A 19726-nucleotide genomic window follows, 5' to 3' on the forward strand; every position below is an offset into this window, starting at 1 on the left:
TGATCGCCCCTACTTCGGCAGGGTGAGAATTTCGGCTCCGTCGTCGGTGATGGCGATCGTGTGCTCGCTGTGAGCTGTCCGGCAGCCCGTCGCGCTGCGGAGCGTCCAGCCGTCGGCGTCGGTGATGAGTTCCGCGGTGTCCGTCATGACCCACGGTTCCAGCGCGAGCAGCAGCCCAGGGCGCAGTGTGTATCCACGACCGGGTCGCCCGGTGTTTGAGACGTGCGGGTCCTGGTGCATGGTTGATCCGATGCCATGGCCCCCGAATTCCACGTTGATCGGATACCCCGCCTCGCTGAGTACCGAGCCGATGGCGAAGGAAATGTCGCCGATGCGAGCTCCGGGCCCGGCGGCCGCAATGCCGGCGCTCAATGCGCGTTCGGTTGCGCTGATCAGGGCGATGCTCTCCGGCGGCCGAGAGTCGCCCACGATGAAGCTGATGGCCGAATCTGCGGCGATTCCACCGGTCGAGACGGCGAGGTCGAGTGTGAGGAGGTCGCCGTCGGCAAGCGCGTAGTCGTTCGGCAATCCGTGGAGCACGGCGTCGTTGACGGCGGTGCAGATGTAGTGGCCGAACGGTCCGCGTCCGAACGATGGCGCGTAGTCGACGTAGCAGGACAGCGCTCCGGCTTCGGCGATCATGGCCTGGGCCCACGCGTCGATGTCCAGGAGGTTCGTGCCGACCGTGCTGCGGCTCTTCAGGGTCTGCAGGATGTGAGCGACGACGGCGCCGGTCTCTCGTGCTCGGTCCAGTTCGGTCGGGGTCAGGATCTCGATCATGCGGCGCCTTTCTGAGTGATCCAATAACTATACCGGCCATATTATCCCGGTACTAGTATTGGAGCCATGGTCAGGTTGCCACTTACACCCGCAGAGGTCGAGCGCGGGCAGCGTCTCGGCGCGCTGTTGCGTCGTGCCAGGGGAGAGCGCTCGATGCTCGAGACCGCGCTGGCCGCGCGTGTCTCACCGGAGACCCTCCGCAAAATCGAGACGGGCCGCGTAGCGACTCCGGCCTTCCCGACCATCGCGGCGATCGCTGATGTCCTCGGACTCTCTCTCGACGCCGTGTGGGACGAGATCAATCAATCCGACCGCGGTCGCGAACCGGGTGGCACCGGCTACGACGCCGGTGAGTGGTTGGCCTCGTAGGGCCCTAGTGGTCGGCGAGTTTGTACAAGCGCCGCGCGTTGCCGCGGCCGATCATGTCGGCCACGCGCACAGCATCCGCCAGTGACCACTCGTCGTCGGCCACCCACTTCGACAGGATGCGCGCCATGCCCCGGCGCCAGAGTGCTGCACCGATGTGGTGCAACTCCGGCAGCCCCCAGGCGTCGGTCGAGAATAAGATCTTAGCGAATGGGGCCAGCTCGAGACTCTCGGCGATGATCTGCTCCGACTGCGCCCCGGCGTAGTTGATGGCCAGGCCCACGTCGAAGTAGACGCGGGGGAACACCTGCGCGAGGTAGCCGGCCTCGCGGTGATACGGGTAGCAGTGCAGCAGGACGACGTCGGAGGCGTCGGCGGGAAGCAGCCGCAGCCAGGGCGTCAACAGCAACGGGTTGCACCGATCCAGGTCCAGGCTCGGGTCGCCGTATCCAGCGTGGATCTGCACGGGCAGCCCGGTGCGCGCGCCCTTCCAGAGCAGGGCGCGCAGTAGCACCGGATCGCTGACCCGGCGGTGAGTCTGCGGGGCCGAGAGCCAGGCCTCGGCGGCCGCCAAGAAATCGGCGCTCGTCGGTTCTCTGGGGTCGAAATCGAAACCGAAGCGATAGGCGATGATGCTCTTGAATCCGACGGCCGTCTGCGTTGCCGTCTGCAACGCGGCATCGAACTCTCGCTCGAGCTCGGCCGCGGGAACGCCGGCGGACGCGAGCTGCTCGAGCAGTGTCTCCAGTCGCACGATCTCGAAGACTTGCTGGCCGGAGAGGGCGGCGAACTCGTCCAGATCGAACAGGAGCGGGCCGGTTGTTCCGGTCGGCACATACCCGGTGTCGATCAGGGAGGTGGCGATCCCTGACGACCCGACCAACGCCCGGGTGGCCTCTTCGGCGCTCACGGCGCTGCGTGCCGCCCAGTACGTGTCGGCGTCGGCATGCGGGTCCAGGCCAAGGCGCGGGGCGCAGTACCGGCGGATCGCGAAGCCGACCTGGGAGTCGAACTGGGTCATCCAACTCGGGATGGGGGCAGAGGCCTCCGTCATGTTGAGCTCGAATTCCGCGCGCGTCAGCCGCGGAATCAGCGTGCTGTGCACGTGATGGTCCACAAGTTCCAAGGCATCGAGAAAGTCGCGAATCTCTGGATTGATGGTCACGATGCGGCTCCCCGTCTGATGCTGCCACTGCCGCATCGAAGCCGATGCAACACTGCAACTGAGTTGGTAACGAAAATTACATTCCGAATGGTTGACGCTTGAATCCTAATGATAGTAACATCGCGATCTACGGATATTCTCTCCGGTTGCGATTGGCAGAAGGCGTGCCAAACCTATCGATGTTGTCCGCCCATTCAGAAGTACCCAACGACGTGATACGAGAAATGGAGTCGAACAATCATGGAATGTGGCCCTCACCGCACCGCCGCCCGTCCAGTGTTCGCTGCGAACGATCTACAGGCCTCCGCACTGAAGGTCCCAGCACTTCGGGCCCCAGCACTTCTGGCCTCGGCGCCGGCGTCGGCCGGGTGCTGAGATGACTGCAACACTCGCCGCGCCCCGGGTCGCGCGTCGCACCGACACCCTGACCCTCGAAGCCGGGGCGGTGCACTTCGCCGGTGTCAAGGCCGTCGATGGAGTCTCGCTCTCGATCGCGAGCGGCGAAGTCGTCGGGCTGATCGGCCCGAACGGTTCCGGCAAGACCACCACACTCAACCTGATCAGCGGAATGCTGAAGCCCACGTCCGGCACGATCACCCTCAACGGCAAGGATGTCTCGGCGGTGCCCATGCGCAAGCGGGCCCGGCTGGGCATCGTGCGCACCTTCCAGAGCGTGCGGGTGTTCGGCCGGTTGACGGTGTCGGAGAACATCGAGGCCGCGGCTCTCGGCGGGGGACTGAGCCGCAAGAACGCTCGCGCGCTGACCGCCGAGATCCTGGCCGAGCTGCAGCTGGAGCCGGTCGCGGACACCCGCACCGACGCCTCGCCGGCCGGACTCATCCGCCGCATCGGCATCGCTCGGGCGCTCGCCTCCCAGCCGAAGTTCCTGCTGCTCGACGAACCGGCGGCCGGCCAGAACGAATCGGAGGCCGTCGAACTGATCGAGGCCATCCGTCACATTTCCCAGCAGCGCGGCTGCGGGGTTCTGCTCGTCGAACACGATATGTCAGTCGTGATGGGCACCTGCGACAGATTGCACGTGCTCGACAGCGGCAAGACCGTCATCGAAGGCCTGCCGCACGACATCCGGAGCAACCCGCAGGTTGTCGAGATCTACTTCGGAAAGCGACACTGACATGCTTCTAGAAATCAACGACCTGTACGTGCGCTACGGCAAGTCGGTCATGGCGCTGCAGGGCTCGTCGCTGCACGTGGCCGAAGGGGAGCTCGTCTCCCTGATCGGCCAGAACGGCGCCGGCAAGTCAACCCTGCTCAAGGCGATCATCGGCCTCGCGCCAATCCATTCCGGAACGATCACCTACCAGGGACAGTCGGTGGCCGAGAAGAAGTTCTCGATCATCAAGAACAAGATCGCCTACGTTCCGGAGGAGCGCGGCATTTTCGCCAGCCTGACCGTGGGCGAGAACATGAAGATCGGCGCCGTGTCCCGCACAGACAAGGCCGGTATCGAAGCCGATATCGAGCGTGAGCTGCTGCGCTTTCCCATTCTGAAGAAGTACTGGAGTCGCGGGGCCAGCCTGCTCTCCGGCGGTGAACAGCAACAGCTCGCCATTGCACGGGCCCTGCTGCTCCGCCCCAAACTGCTGCTGCTCGACGAGCCGACCCTCGGCCTCGCGCCCATCATCGTCGACCTGATCTTTGACGTGATCGAGCAGTTGCGCGCCGAGGGCGTCACCATTCTGCTCGTCGAACAGAACGCGGTGCGCTCGCTCGAGGTGTCCGACCGTTCCTATGTGATGCAGGCGCCCGGCAAGGTTCTCGGCAGCGGCACCGCCGCCGAACTCGCCGACAACGCCGCGGTCTGCGACTACCTCGGCTTCTCACCCGTCGCCGTGATCGGCGACCCCCTGGCTGGAGACGTGCTGTGATTCTGCAAACCCTCGTCGACATGGTCGGGCTCGGCGCCACCTACGCCCTGCTCACCATCGGCATCGCCCTGTTGTTCGGCATCCTCGGTCTGATGAACTTCGCCTACGGCGAGATCATCATGATCGGTGCGTTCTCGATGCTGCTGTTCAAAGATCTCCCGTGGATCGTCGGCGTGATCGGCGCGGTCATCTTCGCGGTGGTCGTCTCGGTGCTCACCGAACGCCTCGCCTTCCGGCCGCTGCGGAACGCCGACCCGGTCACCCTGATGATCGCCTCGTTCGCCGTGAGTCTCGCCCTGCAAAGCGTGGTGCGGATGACGGTGCTCCCGCGCACGCAAGGGGTGCCGCCGCAGCCATTCCTCACCCAGTCGTTCAGCCTCTTCGGCACGCGCATCACCATGCTGCAGATCGTCACAATCGTGCTCTGCGGCGTGATGCTGATCGGCCTCGCGCTGCTCATGAAGAAGACGCCGCTCGGCATCCAGCTGCGGGCCGCCGCCGAGAACTTCACCATCGCCAAGACGCTCGGCGTCAAAGGCAGCTTCGTGATCATGAGCGCCTTCGCCATCACCGGTGTGCTGGCCGCCATCTCCGGCGTGATCCTCGTCGCCCGGCAGGGCGCCGTGTCGGCGGAGATGGGGTTGAGCCCGCTGCTGATCGGCGTCGTCGGCGCGGTCGTCGGCGGAATGAGCAACCTCAAGGGCGCCGCGCTCGGCGGATTCCTGCTCGGCATGGGCACCGCCGCGCTGGAAGCGTTGCTGCCCACCGACTTGATCGCGTTCCGTGACGCGTTCCTCTACGCCGCAGTGATCGGCATCCTGGTCATCCGTCCGCAGGGTCTCCTGTCTGGAACGAAGGTACGCACATCATGACAACCTCATCGTCATTCCGTCGGGCGTTCGAAACCCCGATTCTGCTGATTCTGATCGCCGTACTGGTTGCGACCATCGGGCTGTTCGCCGACGCCACGATCTCCCGGGTCGCCGTGCAAGCGCTGATCGCCGTGGTCTTTGTGACCGGGCTCTCGCTCTTCTCCGGCAACTCCGGGGTGATGTCATTCGGGCACGTCGCGTTCATGGCGATCGGGGCCTACGTCACCGCGTACCTGACCATTCCGGTCGGGCTGAAGAAATCGATGTTCTCCGAACTGCCCGAGAGTCTCGGGTTCTTGGCCACCGTGCACACCAGCTTTCCCGTCGCCATCCTGATCAGTGGCCTGGCCGCCATGCTGCTTGCCCTGATCGTTTCACCGGCAGTCGCCCGGCTCGGCGGGCTGCAAGCCGGCATTGCCACCCTCGCGCTTCTGGTGATGGTCTTCACCGTGCTGAACAGCTGGACCGACGTGACCCGGGGCTCGTCGAGCATGATCGGGCTGCCGAAGTCCACCACGGTCTGGTGGGCGCTCGGTGTCGCCATCGTCGCCATCGCTATCGCCTGGGCCTACAAGAAATCCCGCAGCGGGCTGCAACTGCAGGCCTCCCGCGAGGACTACCTGGCCGCCACGGCCGCCGGCATCGCCGTCGGACGCCACCGTGCGATCGCCTGGGTGCTCAGCGCCCTCGCCGCCGGCATGGCCGGTGCCCTCTACGCCGGGTACATGACCACCTTCAACTCGAAGACCTTCTTTCTCACCCTGACCTTCTCGTTCATCATGATGGTCGTCTTGGGCGGCTACCTCTCGCTCTCGGGGGCCGTACTCGGCGCAATTGGGGTAACCGTGTTGCAAGAAGTTCTGCGAAGGTTTCAGGATGGGGCGTTTACTGCGGGGAACTCACTACCGGCCGGCGTTGCCGACCTGCTCCTTGCGGCGGTCCTGCTCCTGGTGCTGGTGAAAGCGCCTCTCGGCCTGATGGGCACGAGAGAACTTCGCCTCGCCATTCGTCCCGTGGAAGGTACTCGGTCATGACTGGAACAACGACGCTCGCAGAACAGCTGAAAATGGCGCACGACTCGATGAGTCCGGCGGAGAAACGCGTCTCCCGCGTTCTCATCGCCGACTATCCGGTCGCCGGGCTGGAGCCGGTGCACCGGCTCGCCGAACGCGCCAACGTCAGCGCCCCGACCGTGCTGCGGCTGATCTCAAAGCTCGGCATCGGGTCGTACCCGCAGATGCAGAAGCTGCTGCGCGGGGAGATCTCGGCCCGCACGTCGTCGCCGCTTGAGATGTATGGCGAGCGCACGGCCGCGAGCGAGACCGGTCCCGAGAGCAGTCTCGGTTTCGTCGCCGACTCGCGCCGGGTGCTGACGGAGGGGCTCGACGCCACGTTCAGCTCGATCCCGGAGAGCGAGATCCTGGAGATCACCCGGCTGTTGGCCAATCCGCGCCTGCGGATCTGGACGGTCGGTGGCCGGTTCAGCAACCTGCTCGCCCAATACCTCAACATGCACCTCAAGCTGCTGCGCAAAGACGTGCAGCACGTGAACTCGACCGAGGCCGACCGCACCTTCGCCCTGATGGACTTCGGCCCGCGCGACCTGCTCATCGCCTTCGACTACCGCCGCTACCAAGACAGCACGGTCGAATTCTTGAAGAACGCGAAGCACGCCAAAGCGACCACGGTGCTGTTCACCGACCCGTGGCTGTCGCCGGCGGCCAAGCATGCCGACCACCTGTTGTCGTGCTCCGTCACCGCGGCCTCCCCGTTCGACTCCCTCACCTCGGCGTTCGCGCTGGTGGAGACGGTGATCGCCGGAGTGGTCGACGAGCTCGGCGAGTCGCCCCGCAAACGTATTGAAGCCTTCGACGCCCTGCAGGATCGCACCGTGCGTTCCTCAGGCGTTCCCCTCGACGACAACTGACAATCCAGTGAAACAGTGAGTGAGCAACAGATGCGCAAAGATCCTTTGGCCGTCATCCTGACGTCTGACCTGTCCGGCCAGTGCCGCGGACGCTCGGTTCGTCAGGCTGATTTCGAGAAGTATCTCTCGAACGGATGCGGTTGGGTTCCGGCCAACCTCGCCCTGAACCCGTTCGGGGCGATCGTGGAGCCGAACCCGTTCGGCTCGGTCGGCGACCTGCGCCTTCGCCCCGACCCGGCGAGCCTCTCGCAGATCTCCACGGCCGGCGCGGAGCCGACCACGCTCGTGCTCTCCGACATCGTGAACCAAGACGGCACCCCCTGGGATTGCTGCCCGCGCACCTTCCTCCGTGACGCGATCGCCGACCTCAAAGCTGAGACCGGTCTGTCAGTGCTCTCCTCATTCGAGCACGAGTTCATGCTGCTCGAAGACGATGAGGCGGATGACGATGGCGTCAGCACCAACATCGCGTTCTCACTGAAGAATCTGCTCGAGAAGGAGCCGCTCGGATCCAGCATCCTCGCCGCCCTGCACGACGCCGGGCTGGAGCCCGAGATGTGGCTGCCCGAGTATTCGGCCAAGCAGTGGGAGGTGACGGTGAGCCCGGCCGACGCGCTCACCGCCGCGGACCGCGCCATCCTGCTGCGTGAGATCGTGCGCAACACCGCGCACCAGCTGGGCCACCGCGCGAGCTTCAGCCCGGTCGTCGAAGAGAACGGCGGCGGCAGCGGGGTGCACGTGCATGTCAGCCTGCTCGATGCCGACGGCACGCCCGTCACCTACGACCCCACGCGGGAGGGCGGCCTCTCCTCGGTGGCCGGCTCCTTCGCCGCCGGCATCCTGCGTCACGCCAACGCCGTCATCGCGCTGGCCGCGTCGGGCGTCGTCTCCTACGAGCGTCTCGCTCCGGGGCGCTGGAGCGTCGGCGGTGCTTTTCTCGGCGAGAACAACCGGGAGGCGCTGCTGCGCATCTGCCCGCTGTTCGAACGGCCGGGCAGCAAGCCGGAGAAGCAGTACAACCTGGAGTTCCGCGCCGCCGACGCCACCACCAACCCGTGGATCGTGCTCGGTGCGCTGATCCGTGCCGGACTGGAGGGCATCCGCGCCCAGCTGCCGGCTCCGCACGTGATCTCCGGCGACTTCTATGCGCTCACGGCTGCCGAGCTCGACGAGTATGACGTCGGAACCCTGCCCACGTCGCTGGGTGACGCGCTGGATCAGCTCGACCGCGACGCTGTCGTGACCGGCTGGTTCTCGCCGCGCTTCTACGAAACATTCCAGGCCGTCAAACGTGCAGAGATCGAATACATCGAGTCGCTCTCCACCACCGACCGCTACCGGGCCTACACCGCCGCCTACTAGGCCGTCGTGTGAGTGAATCGAACCAAAGGCTACCGATGACAAGCACCACCTCCCAGCTTGACCTGACGCTTCTCCTTTCCCTGATCGACGATCAGATCCCGGCCGCCGTCGCCCTCCGGCACGAGATCCACCGCGACCCGCAGCTGTCGGGCCACGAGGGACCGACCGCCGACGCCGTGATCGCGGCGCTCGGCGTCGTGGGGGAGCAGACTGTCGCCGAGACGGGTCGGCTCGTGCGAATCGGCCCGGCCACCGGCCCGGCCATCGGCATCCGAGCCGAGCTCGACGCCCTGCCGGTGCGCGAGCAGAGCGGTGCGGCCTTCGCATCGACGACCGGGGCGATGCACGCCTGCGGCCACGACGTCCACATCGCCGGCGCCGTTGCGCTGGCCAAGGCGGCGATGCAGGTCGACCTGCCGGTCGCGTTGCTCTTCATCTTCCAGCCGCGCGAGGAGTCGTACCCGTCGGGGGCGAAGGACATCGTGGCCAGCGGGCTGCTCGAGGCGCACGATGTGCGCTCGGTCATCGGCGTGCATGTGCACCCGAATGTGCCGCGCGGATCGGTCACGACCGGGGCGGGAGTCGTCAACGCGGCGTCCGACGAGTTCAAGATCGTGGTCGAGGGCAGCGGCGGGCACGCGGCCTACCCGCACAAGACGGCCGACCCCATCGTTGCCCTCGCAAGCATCATCACCGCGGCGCAGACTATCGTCAGCCGTCGCATCGACCCGATGCACCCGGCGGTGCTGAGTTTCGGCAGCGTGCTGTCGGGCAACGCGGCGAACGTCATCCCGACGACCGCGTCTGCGACGGGCTCGATCCGCACCACGAACTATGAGGACCGCGACCTGATCGCCCGCGAGCTGGCCGCGCTCGTCTCGCATGTCGCGGAGGCTCACCACTGCACCGCCCGGCTCGAGCTGACCTCGGGGGAGCCGGTGCTTCGCAACGACCCTGGCCTGGTCGCCGTAGTCGACCCCTTGCTGCGTGCCGAGGGATTCGAAGTGATCGATCCGATGCGCTCCTGCGGGTCCGACGACTTCTCGTTCTACAGCGACCTGTACCCGAGCCTGATGATGTTCCTCGGCACCGAGTCGCATCGCGAGGGGCTCTCGCTGCACAGCGCCGACTTCTGCCCCGACGACGAGGCCGTGGCATCCGTCGCCCGGGTCTTTGCGGCGGCGTATGCGGCAACTGCGGAGCTGGTGGCGCGCTAGCCGGTCTGCCCAGCGACCTCTCCCATTCGACGGAGATTTTCACGAAATCGCCGAGTTTCGGCCGTATTGCGGGCGAACTCGGCAAAATCTCCGTCGAATGGTTCAACCGCGGAGCGGGAAGAAGCCGTTCCGTCGGTAGGTGTGTGTCGTGTGTGTCGGCCGGTACGCGAGTGACGCGAGTGACGCGAGTGGCGTAAATGACGCGAGTGGCGCGCCTCTGTTCGCGAGTGCGTTCACACGGTCGCTATGCGATTGGTCAGAGCGGCCATTTGAACGCACTCGCGGAACAAAGGTGGTCTGACTCGCGACTGACGATGGGTGGCATACGACGGATGCGGCTGCGCGGGTCGCGCAATCGTTGGCCGACATCCCGTGCGTGCGCTCAAATCGTCGCCTCCCGGTGTCGTCGGGCGACGATTTGCGCGCACACAGGAGACAAGAATGGCTCGCGGCGTGACAGGTGCGACGGACGCGACCGGCGTGACGGGTGCGACGAGCCTCGCCTACGAGAAGGTGCGCTCCTCGCCCGTCGGATGCGCACCCGCCGCGTCGATGACCCAGGCGTACTCGAACGCCCGCTCCCGCCACGCGTTGTACCGGCCAGAGACCCCGCCGTGCCCGGCGGACATCTCGGTCTTCAGCAGTACATCCGCGTTCACCTCGCGCAGCTTGGCCACCCACTTCGCGGGCTCCACGTAGAGCACGCGCGTGTCGTTGAGGCTCGTCGTGGCGAGGATGCGCGGATAGTGAGTCTCCCGCACATTCTCAAGCGGCGAGTAGGACTTCATGTACGAGTAGACCTCGGGGTCGTGCAGGGGATCGCCCCACTCGTCCCACTCGATCACGGTCAACGGCAGTGCGGGGTCGAGGATCGACGTGAGCGGGTCGACGAACGGCACTCCGGCCAGGATCCCCGAGAACAGATGCGGGGTCATGTTCGCGACGGCGCCGACCAGCAGTCCGCCCGCGCTGCCGCCATCGGCCACCAGCCGGTCGGCCTCGGTGTAGCCCGCGTCGATGAGGTGCTCGGCACAGTCGGCGAAGTCGGTGAACGAGTTGCGCTTGTGCAGCTTCTTGCCGCTCTCGTACCAGAGCCGGCCCATCTCTCCGCCGCCGCGCACATGGGCCACAGCGAAGATCATGCCCCGGTCGAGCAGGCTGAGCCGCGAAATCCCGAAGCCCGGGTCGACACTGTGCTCATAGGCGCCGTAGCCGTAGAGCAGGGTCGGGGCGGGCACACCGGGGGTGACGAGATCGCGCCGGTAGACCAGCGAGATCGGGATGCGTGTGCCATCGGTCGCGGTCGCCCACTCACGACGCTGCTCGAACAACGTGGGGTCGTACCCGCCGAGCACCGGTTGCTGCTTGCGCAGTCGGCGCTCGCCGGTGGCCACGACCACGTCGTAGACCGTCGACGGGGTGACGAAGCTCGTGTAGTTGAGCCGGATCGTCGGCTGCTCCCATTCGGGATTGCCCATGGCGCCGACCGAATACAGCGCCTCGGTGAACTTGAGCTCGGTGAGGCCGATCTTCTTCTTGTCGTCGCGTCGGGCGATCGCCACCCGGGTGAGACCCTCCGAGCGGTACTCGACCACCACGAAATCACGAAAAGCGTCGACGCTTTCCAGCCTCACCGCCGGGTTGTGCGGCAGCATCGTGAGCGCGGTGCCCTGCGGGTCGGCGGCAGCAACGCTGACCAGTTCGAAGTTCACCGCGTTGTGATTGTGCACGATCAGCAAGCGGTCTTCGCCGCCGATCACCGCATGCTCGACGTCGTACTCCACGCCCTCGCGGCGCGGCCAGACCACCGCGAACTCGCCGGTCGGGTCATCGGATGCGAGCAGGCGCGTCTCACTCGTCACGCTCGAGCCGGCTTCGATCACGAGGTAGGCGCGGCTGCGGGTGCGGCCGACGCCGACCCAGAACCGTTCGTCGGGCTCATGGAAGACCGAGACATCCGTCTCGCGGGGCGTGCCGATCTCGTGGCGCCACACGGTGTCGGGCCGCCAAGCCTCGTCGACCGTCGTGTAGAAGACGTAGCGGCCGCTGCGGTCGAACATGGCCCCGGCCGCGGTGCCCGGGATCTCATCGGTCAGATTGTCGGCCGACAGATCGACGGTGTCGGTGTCGTCGTCGCCCACGCTGTCGGGGCGACGGATGCGGGTGGGGTCGATGTCCCGGATGCGCAGCGTGTACCGCTCGTCACCCTCCGTGTCGACGCCGTAGAGCAGGAGGCCGCCGTCGGAGCTCAGGTCAAAGCTGCCGAGCGAATAGAAGTCGTGTGCGGCCGCTTCGGCATTGTCATCGAGCAGCACCTGCTCGCCGGGAACCGCCGGCATGCCGTCGGTCTGGCCGTGCACCGTCGCGGCGGTGGCGGGGGAGACCACGGGGGGATCCCAGTCTTCTGGCCCGCTGATCGGCGCCCGGCAGTGAATGCCGTATTCCAGCCCTTCGACTGTGCGGGTGTAGTACCACCACTCTCCGCGTCGTACGGGAACGCTGAGATCGGTCTCCTGGGTGCGGTCGGTGATCTCCTCGAAGATCTGCTCCTGCAGGAGAGTGAGGTGCTCGGTCCGCACATCGGTGTACTCATTCTCGGCCTCGAGATGAGCGATGACCTCAGGACTCTCCTTGTCACGCAACCACTCATAGTTGTCGACGTAGACGTCATTGTGGTGAACCCGTTCCACGGGCTTCTTCGCTGCGACCGGAGGAATGATCATGTGAATCAGCGTACTTCGCAGCCGCCCCGTGTGGGCCGCCTCGTGAGAACTGAGCGACGCTCGTTTATGTTTCGTTGTGTGACATCACCGAGTGAATGTTCAGCTTCGAAAACCTACACTCGTCGATATTGGTTTTCACACAATCAATGGTTCACAGTTCAGCTTCATCACATCGTCAACACCGTCTCGGGCGAACTATCGCCGGAGCAGACACCGGACAGGAGGTCAGGATGACCAATCTCACACCAGGAGTACGACAGGTTATGCAGTGCGACAGCAGCGCTGGCGAATCCTGCCTCAGCCACGGTGCCGGACACGCGGGAAACGACCTGCAGAACCGGGTGACCGCTGCGACCCCGAGCAAATGGCGCGACGGATTCGTCAGCCACCTCGGTACCGATGGCTGGATCGGGGTGGAGTTGCTCGGCGCTGAAAACCAGAACGTTGAAACGCTCTGGCTCTGGAACCACCGCGACCTCGGCTCCGCACTGTCGATCGGCGAACCCGTCGCCGTGCACGCGCTCTACCACGCGCTCGCCGTGGGTCAGGAGCGGTTCAATGTTCTGGTGACGTCGCTCGACTAACGAGCGACATCCGTCTGTGCACGTGACTGTTGCTCGACTAGCGAGCGACATCGGTCTGCTCAGTCTGGCTAGCTCGTCGGCATCATCCCCATAGCGTCCATCATCTTCTGGCAGCATGCGGCGAGCTCGCGGTTCACGTCGGCGCACATCTTGGCGTCATCGCTCGTCTCCGCGTGCATCATGCACTCGTCGGCGCAGGCGTTGCTCATTGACATCGTCGCCTGCAGCGCCGTCATCATGCTCGGGGCGTGCATGCCGGCCGGACGCATCATCATCCGCATCATCATGTTCGCCATGTCCGCCGAGTTCATGCACATGCTTCTGCATTTCATCATCTCGTCGCCCATGAGCGAGCTGGCGCACATCGTGCAGGCCTGTTCGCAGGCCGCACAGGCTTCGATGCACTCCTGCATCATCGCCATGTCCATGCCCGTCGCCGGCATTTCGGCGGCGTGCATCTCCATCATTTGCATTGCCATATTCATATCGGTGTCTCCCACTGTTGACCGAGAGCACCGACGGTTGCCGACACTCTGTCGTGCGTTTCTACCTACTTCGGATGCTACGCCGGGCACCTGACAAAGTCAGCAGTCACGAGAGGGCCTGTGAACCGATACCCTGTAAATTGTGTCTACTTCTTCTAATCCCTTTGGTCAGGTGCTCGTTGCTCTGGTGACTCCATTCACCGCCGATGGTGAGGTGAACTGGTCTGACGTCGAAAAGCACATCGACGACGTCATCAACGCCGGTGCCGATGGCATCGTCGTCACCGGTACGACAGGGGAGACGTCGACGCTGACCGACCCGGAGAAGATCCGTCTGGTCGAGGTGGGCAAGGATGTCGCCGCCGGCCGCGCAAAAATCATCACCGGTGGCGGTTCCAACGAAACCGCCCACGCCATCCACCTCGCCAAGCAGAGCGAGAAGGCCGGCGCCGACGGCAACATGATCGTCACGCCGTACTACAACAAGCCGACCCAGGCGGGTGTGCTCACCCACTTCCGCATGATCGCCGACGCGACCGACCTCCCGGTCATCCTTTATGACATCCCGGGCCGCACCGGCATCCCGATCAACTACGAGACGATTCTGCGTGCGGCGAAGCACCCGAACATCCTCGCGGTCAAAGACGCCAAGGGCGATCTGGCACAGGTCAGCCGCGTGCTGAACCAGACCGACCTGATGTACTTCTCCGGCGACGACCCCAACGTGCTGCCGCACCTCTCGATCGGTGCCACCGGCCTGATCGGTGTCACCGCGAACATCGCAGCCACCCCCTACCGCCAGATGGTCGACGCGGTCAACGCCGGCGACCTCAAGGCGGCCACCGCTGCCCACAAGCAGCTCGAACCGCTCGTGCGCGCCGTGATGACTCACGTGCCCGGCACCGTCGCGGCCAAGTACATCCTGCACGGACTCGGACGCATCCAGAGCCCGCGCGTTCGTCTTCCGCTGGTCGGCCCCGAAGAATGGGAAGCCGCACAGATCGAAGACGAGATCGACCTCGTGAAGAACATTCCCGGCGTCGACTTTTCCAACTTCCGGCCCGACCGCAACGCCGCCGCTGGTGGCGCGTTGCCGAAGGTGGCCGGCACTACACGCTGAACGCGCACATAAACACCTGAGGAGGGCATATGCCCAACGACGTATACGACCCGCCGGTACTTGCACCGGACACACTTCGCATCATCCCGATCGGTGGTCTCGGCGAGATCGGTCGCAACATGACGACCTTCGAGATCAACGGCAAAATCTTGATCGTCGACTGCGGCGTGCTGTTCCCCGAAGAACACCAGCCCGGTGTTGACCTGATCCTGCCCGACTTCACGCCGATCAAGCACCGTCTGAAAGACATCCTCGGCATCGTGCTCACGCACGGTCACGAAGACCACATCGGCGCGGTTCCCTACCTGCTGAAGCTGCGCGCCGACATTCCGCTGATCGGTTCCGCGCTCACCCTCGCCTTCATCGAAGCGAAGCTCAAAGAGCACCGCATCAAGCCGTACACCCTGCAGGTCACCGGCGGCCAGGAAGAGAAGATCGGCCCGTTCGATCTCGAGTTCGTCGCGGTCAACCACTCGATCCCCGACGCGCTGGCCGTGGCCATCTTCACTGACGGCGGCTCCGTGCTGCACACCGGTGACTTCAAGATGGACCAGCTGCCGCTCGACGGCCGCCTCACCGACCTGCGCGACTTCGCGCGTCTCGGCGAAGAGGGAATCGACATCTTCCTCTCCGACTCGACCAATGCCGACGTTCCCGGCTTCACGCCGACCGAACGCTCGATCGGTCCGGTTCTCGAAGACGTCATCGCCCGCGCCCCGCGCCGGGTCATCGTGGCCAGCTTCTCCAGCCACGTGCACCGCGTGCAGCAGGTTCTTGACGCCGCACACGCCAACGGTCGCCGCGTCGCACTGCTCGGTCGCTCGATGGTGCGCAACATGACCATCGCCGCCGACCTGGGCTACCTCAAGGTGCCAGAAGGCGTGCTGGTCGACTTCAAGAAGGCCGGGAACATTCCGGACAACAAGATCGTCTACATGTCCACCGGTTCCCAGGGCGAGCCGATGGCCGTTCTGGCCCGCATGGTCAACCGCGACCACCAGATCGAGGTGGGCCAGGGCGACACCGTCATCCTCGCCTCCAGCCTGATCCCCGGCAACGAGAACGCGGTCTACCGCATCATCGACGGCCTGATCAAGCTCGGCGCCAACGTGGTGCACAAGGGCAACGCCAAGGTGCACGTCTCCGGACATGCTGCCGCCGGCGAACTGCTCTACGTGTACAACATCCTGAAGCCGAAGAACGTTCTTCCGGTGCACGGCGAATACCGTCACCTGGTCGCCAACGCGAACATCGCAGTGGAGAGCGGCGTGCCCCGCGAGAACACGTTCCTCGCTGAAGACGGCACCGTCATCGACCTGCACGACGGTGTCGCCAAGGTCGTCGGTCAGCTTGACCTCGGCTTCGTCTACGTCGACGGTTCCACCGTCGGTGAGATCACGGATGCCGACCTCAAGGATCGCCGCATCCTCGCCGAAGAAGGCTTCATCTCGATCATCGTCGTGGTGGACAAGGCCAACGGCAAGGTCATCACCGGTCCCGAAATTCACGCCAAGGGCTTCGCCGAGGACGACTCAGTCTTCGATGCCCTCAAGCCGAAGATCGAGGCTGCGCTGGCCGAGGCCGCCGGCAACGGTGTGCGCGACACGCACGCTCTCGCACAGTCGGTGCGCCGCGTTGCCGGCCGTTGGGTGAACGTGACGTTCCGTCGTCGCCCGATGATCGTCCCCCTGGTGATCGAGGCGTAACCCTCACTCACTGAACTGCTGCCGACCCCGGTTTCGACCGGGGTCGGCAGCTTTCGTTAACGACGTCATCCCTCCGCTTCGACGGGGTCATCCTCAAGGCTGATATCCGCGCGAATGGCCGAGTTTCGGCGCGCCCGGCCCATAGGATCGACCCAATCACTACTTTGGGGGCACGGTTTGAGCGTCGCGCGTAAATGGGTTTTTCCGATCATTCGGTTGGTTTTGGTGGCGGCCATCGCCATCGCACTGGTGAAGGTGGCATTCTTCCCCGACAGCGCGGAGGCCAGTGACCCCGCCGTGCCGACGGGCCAGATCGTCGAACCGCAGATTCCCGTGGCGCTCGGCAGCATCGTCAACGACGTCACCCTGCCGGGCACCGTGCAGGCTGACCCCGCCGTTGCCGTTCGGGCGACCGGCGCCGGCACCGTCGACGAGGTCTTCGCCCAGGCCGGCCAGCAGGTCAACGCCGGTGACAAGCTTTACGACATCAAGGTCGAGAAGATCAACGAGCCGGTCGAGACGAAGGATGCCGCGGGCAACGTCACCGGGATGACGCAGCCGCGTCCCACGGTCACCTTCGCCAAGGTCTACGCACCCATCACCGGCGTGCTCAGCTCGCTCACCGTCCTGTCGGGTCAGGCCGTCGCCGTGGGGGAGACCGGCGGTCAGATCGCCCCGCCCACCTTCTCGGTGAGCGGTTCGCTCAGCCCCGACCAGCAGTACCGCCTGCTCACTCAGCCGACCGAGGCATCCATTGCCATCACCAACGGCCCGGCCCCCTTCACCTGCACCGGCCTCACCATCACAACACCGCTCGCCGGCGCCGACAGCGGAACCACGCCCGGCGCCCCGGGAGCGCCAACCGGCGGCGGAAGCGGCGGCGGATCGGCAACGACCGTGCGCTGTGCGATTCCGAGCGACATCACTGTGTTCCCCGGACTCGCCGCACAGATCACCATCGCCGGCGGCAAGGCTGAGAACGTGCTCGTCGTGCCGACGACCGCGGTCAAGGGCTCCGCCGAAACCGGTGTGGTCTGGCTGGTGAATGCCAAGGGCGCGGCCGAGGAGAAGCCGGTGACGCTGGGGATGAGCGACGGCACCAACGTGCAGGTCGTCGAGGGACTCGCCGAGGGCGACCTGATCAACCAATTCGTGCCGGGCGCCGTCGCACCGGATGCGAACGGCTGCATCACGGGTCCTGACGGAAGCTTGACCTGCCCCGGCAACATGGCGGTGTCGGGTTGAGCCTGCTGCGTCTGGAAGAAGTGACCCGCACGGTCCAGCTGATTGATGCTCCGCCCTTGACGATCCTGAGCGGAGTCAACCTGGAGGTGTCGGTCGGCGACCGAGTCTCGATCGTGGGCCGCTCCGGATCGGGCAAGTCCACCTTGTTGAACCTTCTCGGCCTCCTCGACAACCCGACGACGGGCGAGATGTTCTTTGATGAGAAGCCAGTGAAATCACTCTCGGCGAATGCCAGAGACCGGGCCAGAGGGCGCGATGTCGGCTTCATCTTCCAGCAGTTCAACCTCTTGCAGGGGCGTACGGCGCTCGAGAACGTGATGACCCCACTGCTCTACGCCGAAGGACGCCAGTTCTGGAAGCGCGCGAAGATAGCGGGCGAGATGCTGGAGCGTGTCGGTCTTGGCAATCGCGCGAGCGCGATGCCGGACAAGCTATCGGGTGGCGAGCAACAGCGTGTTGCCATCGCGCGTTCGTTGGTGCGTGGCCCGCGGCTGATCTTGGCCGATGAGCCGACCGGAGCGCTCGACCTGGAGACCGGTGCAACGGTGATGGAACTGCTCGATGAGGTCGCGACGGCCTCGGGCGCCGCTCTCGTGACGATCACGCACGACCCGGCGATCGCCGCTCTCTCGCAGACTCACTTTCGGCTCGATCACGGCGTGCTGACTTCGGTCGAGTCGTATGTGCCGGCACTTGCCCCGGCGGTGATGGCATGAAGCGCTTTCTGAGCGGGACTGTTGGCGCCTTCGCCGAGGCCTGGCAGGAAGTGCGCATCCACAAAACGCGCGTCATGCTCTCCCTGATCGGGGTGGCCGTGGCCGTGTGCGCAATCACCACGGTGGTCGGCCTCGGTGCCGTCGCCGGGCAGTCCATGCAGGAGCAGAACGAAACGTATGGCGGGCGCCCGGCCAACCTGAGCGTGAACGCGTCGATGGGTGACGGCAGCACGCCGAGTCCCGAGACGATGAACGCGGCCTGGACGTCGGCGTTGGAACGCTACGACATCACCTATTCGAGTCGCATGATCTCCGGGACCCAGCTCATTCAGTTCGCCGATGGCGCGGTGAATGCCCAGGCTAAGGGCGTCGACCCGTCGTACCGCGAGATGCATCGGGTGCGCCTCAGCGAAGGATCCTGGTTCAGTGCCGACGACGCCCAGCGGCTCGCTCCGGCGGTCGTCGTGAACTCGGTGTACTACGACCGCATCGGTCGGCCCGATTTGGCGACGCATCCGACCACCACCCTGGTAGGACAGCAGAACACGACGGCCGTCGTCATCGGCGTCTATCCGTCGATGTCGTGGGAGACCGAACCGGCGCTCTACCTGCTGGCCGACGCGATGCAAGCGCTCGTGCCCGCCACCACTGCGGCGCCCGGCGGCGGCGGTGGCATGGCAATCGACGGCGGCATGATGAACTCGTTCGGCACTCAGCCTCCCACGTACGAAGCCTGGGTTCCGCCCGAGTCGGCGGTCGAACTCACCACCGCTCTGCAACGGGATATCCAAGGAGCGCTCGGGGCCGGCGCGTCGGTGAGCGTGAATCGGCAGGACTACGCCGCCTATAACGACGGCATGGATCCCTTCCTCCCGATGAAGCTCATGGTCGGGGGAGTGGCGGGTCTGGTGTTGCTCCTCGGGGCGCTCGGCCTGGTCAATATCGCCCTCGTCTCGCTCAAGCAGCGGATTCGGGAGATCGGGATCCGGCGAAGCTTCGGGGCGACCGCAGGTCGGGTGTTCTTCTCGGTGATGATGGAGAGCGTGGTCGCGACATTCGTCGCCGGCGTGTTCGGTGTGATCGCAGCCGTGTTGATCGTCAAGAACCCCTTGGTCGAGAACTTCATCGGCCAGGGCATGGTGACTGACTTCCCGCCATTCCCCATCGAGGCGGCAATTCTCGGACTCGTCTGCGCGACAGTGGTCGGAGCCCTCGCCGGCTTGTTGCCTGCGCTCGTGGCGGTGCGCGTGAAGGTGATCGACGCCATCCGCTACTAGCCGACGCCTCGTCGCTCTCATTTCGCGCTGAATCGTCGTTTCCTTCTCGCTAGTGCGTTCACATGGTCGCTATCCGGCTCTGGATATCGACCATGTGCCCGCACTTGCGGGTGACGGATACCGGACAGCCTCGACGCGTGCGCTTGAATCGTCGCCTCGGGCATCTGGGGGCGACGATTCAAGCGCACGCGCGGCACATGGTGCGCACGACGGATGCCGACACGCCGCGCCACGCCCCCGCAGACACGGATCGCGGGCGTGGGAAACTGCCAATGTCGGCGGGCGGCGGTAC

Annotated in this window: 18 protein-coding genes; 14 read left to right on the top strand and 4 right to left on the bottom strand. The window is 65.3% G+C overall.

Going from position 1 to position 19726, the window contains the following annotated elements; translation table 11 throughout:
• Positions 1 to 9: 9 nt before the first annotated feature.
• Positions 10 to 780 (bottom strand): type I methionyl aminopeptidase, encoded by a 771-nt coding sequence (map, locus tag AC1DCF_RS11355; protein WP_477211114.1) that lies wholly within the window; start codon positions 778 to 780, stop codon positions 10 to 12.
• 66 nt (positions 781 to 846) lie between these two features.
• Between map and AC1DCF_RS11360 the strand changes: the two genes are divergently transcribed.
• Complete coding sequence (locus AC1DCF_RS11360) at positions 847 to 1149, top strand: helix-turn-helix domain-containing protein (protein ID WP_477211115.1); 303 nt, start codon at positions 847 to 849, stop codon at positions 1147 to 1149.
• 4 nt (positions 1150 to 1153) lie between these two features.
• On the opposite strand, the gene AC1DCF_RS11365 is transcribed toward AC1DCF_RS11360, so the two are convergent.
• Positions 1154 to 2311 carry an amidohydrolase family protein gene (locus AC1DCF_RS11365; RefSeq protein WP_477211116.1) on the bottom strand — a complete coding sequence of 386 codons (1158 nt, stop codon included), beginning with the start codon at positions 2309 to 2311 and terminating at the stop codon, positions 1154 to 1156.
• 376 nt (positions 2312 to 2687) lie between these two features.
• Here AC1DCF_RS11365 and AC1DCF_RS11370 point away from each other — a divergent pair, with 376 nt between their 5' ends.
• From AC1DCF_RS11370 to AC1DCF_RS11400, 7 genes are read left to right on the top strand one after another with little or no spacing between them, the layout of a single operon-like run.
• Positions 2688 to 3446, top strand: a complete 759-nt coding sequence (locus AC1DCF_RS11370) for an ABC transporter ATP-binding protein (RefSeq protein WP_477211117.1) — start codon at positions 2688 to 2690, stop codon at positions 3444 to 3446.
• A gap of 1 nt (position 3447) precedes the next feature.
• Complete coding sequence (locus AC1DCF_RS11375) at positions 3448 to 4200, top strand: ABC transporter ATP-binding protein (protein ID WP_477211118.1); 753 nt, start codon at positions 3448 to 3450, stop codon at positions 4198 to 4200.
• Positions 4197 to 5072, top strand: a complete 876-nt coding sequence (locus AC1DCF_RS11380; protein WP_477211119.1) for a branched-chain amino acid ABC transporter permease — start codon at positions 4197 to 4199, stop codon at positions 5070 to 5072. Before AC1DCF_RS11375 ends, AC1DCF_RS11380 begins: the two co-directional genes overlap by 4 nt.
• Entirely contained in the window at positions 5069 to 6106 is a 1038-nt protein-coding gene (locus tag AC1DCF_RS11385; RefSeq protein ID WP_477211120.1) for a branched-chain amino acid ABC transporter permease, read from the top strand. The genes AC1DCF_RS11380 and AC1DCF_RS11385 overlap by 4 nt, the downstream gene beginning before the upstream one ends.
• Positions 6103 to 6999, top strand: a complete 897-nt coding sequence (locus tag AC1DCF_RS11390) for a MurR/RpiR family transcriptional regulator (RefSeq protein ID WP_477211121.1) — start codon at positions 6103 to 6105, stop codon at positions 6997 to 6999. The genes AC1DCF_RS11385 and AC1DCF_RS11390 overlap by 4 nt, the downstream gene beginning before the upstream one ends.
• Before the next feature lie 15 nt (positions 7000 to 7014).
• A complete protein-coding gene (locus AC1DCF_RS11395; RefSeq protein ID WP_477211122.1) occupies positions 7015 to 8361 on the top strand; it encodes a glutamine synthetase family protein in 1347 nt (448 codons plus the stop codon).
• 35 nt (positions 8362 to 8396) lie between these two features.
• On the top strand, positions 8397 to 9578 hold the full coding sequence (locus AC1DCF_RS11400; protein WP_477211123.1) for a M20 metallopeptidase family protein: 1182 nt from the start codon (positions 8397 to 8399) through the stop codon (positions 9576 to 9578).
• Positions 9579 to 10081: 503 nt separating this feature from the next.
• On the opposite strand, the gene AC1DCF_RS11405 is transcribed toward AC1DCF_RS11400, so the two are convergent.
• Positions 10082 to 12301 (bottom strand): S9 family peptidase, encoded by a 2220-nt coding sequence (locus AC1DCF_RS11405; RefSeq protein ID WP_477211124.1) that lies wholly within the window; start codon positions 12299 to 12301, stop codon positions 10082 to 10084.
• A 230-nt stretch (positions 12302 to 12531) separates the two neighbouring features.
• On the opposite strand from AC1DCF_RS11405, the gene AC1DCF_RS11410 reads away from it, so the two are divergent.
• Positions 12532 to 12885, top strand: coding sequence for a hypothetical protein (locus tag AC1DCF_RS11410; protein ID WP_477211125.1), 354 nt, complete (start codon positions 12532 to 12534; stop codon positions 12883 to 12885).
• A gap of 68 nt (positions 12886 to 12953) precedes the next feature.
• Here AC1DCF_RS11410 and AC1DCF_RS11415 read toward each other — a convergent pair whose 3' ends face one another.
• Positions 12954 to 13370, bottom strand: a complete 417-nt coding sequence (locus AC1DCF_RS11415; protein WP_441789973.1) for a four-helix bundle copper-binding protein — start codon at positions 13368 to 13370, stop codon at positions 12954 to 12956.
• A 142-nt stretch (positions 13371 to 13512) separates the two neighbouring features.
• Here AC1DCF_RS11415 and dapA point away from each other — a divergent pair, with 142 nt between their 5' ends.
• The 5 genes from dapA to AC1DCF_RS11440 all read left to right on the top strand — a co-directional run bounded on the left by dapA (position 13513) and on the right by AC1DCF_RS11440 (position 19434).
• Positions 13513 to 14490, top strand: a complete 978-nt coding sequence (gene dapA, locus AC1DCF_RS11420; RefSeq protein WP_441789972.1) for a 4-hydroxy-tetrahydrodipicolinate synthase — start codon at positions 13513 to 13515, stop codon at positions 14488 to 14490.
• Between the two features lie 29 nt (positions 14491 to 14519).
• Positions 14520 to 16196, top strand: coding sequence for a ribonuclease J (locus tag AC1DCF_RS11425; RefSeq protein ID WP_441789971.1), 1677 nt, complete (start codon positions 14520 to 14522; stop codon positions 16194 to 16196).
• Positions 16197 to 16373: 177 nt separating this feature from the next.
• A complete protein-coding gene (locus AC1DCF_RS11430) occupies positions 16374 to 17441 on the top strand; it encodes an efflux RND transporter periplasmic adaptor subunit (protein ID WP_477211126.1) in 1068 nt (355 codons plus the stop codon).
• Positions 17438 to 18157, top strand: a complete 720-nt coding sequence (locus AC1DCF_RS11435) for an ABC transporter ATP-binding protein (RefSeq protein WP_477211127.1) — start codon at positions 17438 to 17440, stop codon at positions 18155 to 18157. The genes AC1DCF_RS11430 and AC1DCF_RS11435 overlap by 4 nt, the downstream gene beginning before the upstream one ends.
• A complete protein-coding gene (locus AC1DCF_RS11440; protein ID WP_477211128.1) occupies positions 18154 to 19434 on the top strand; it encodes an ABC transporter permease in 1281 nt (426 codons plus the stop codon). The genes AC1DCF_RS11435 and AC1DCF_RS11440 overlap by 4 nt, the downstream gene beginning before the upstream one ends.
• The last annotated feature ends 292 nt before the right edge of the window (positions 19435 to 19726 follow it).

It is taken from the genome of Leifsonia sp. 10L418 (assembly GCF_056395445.1).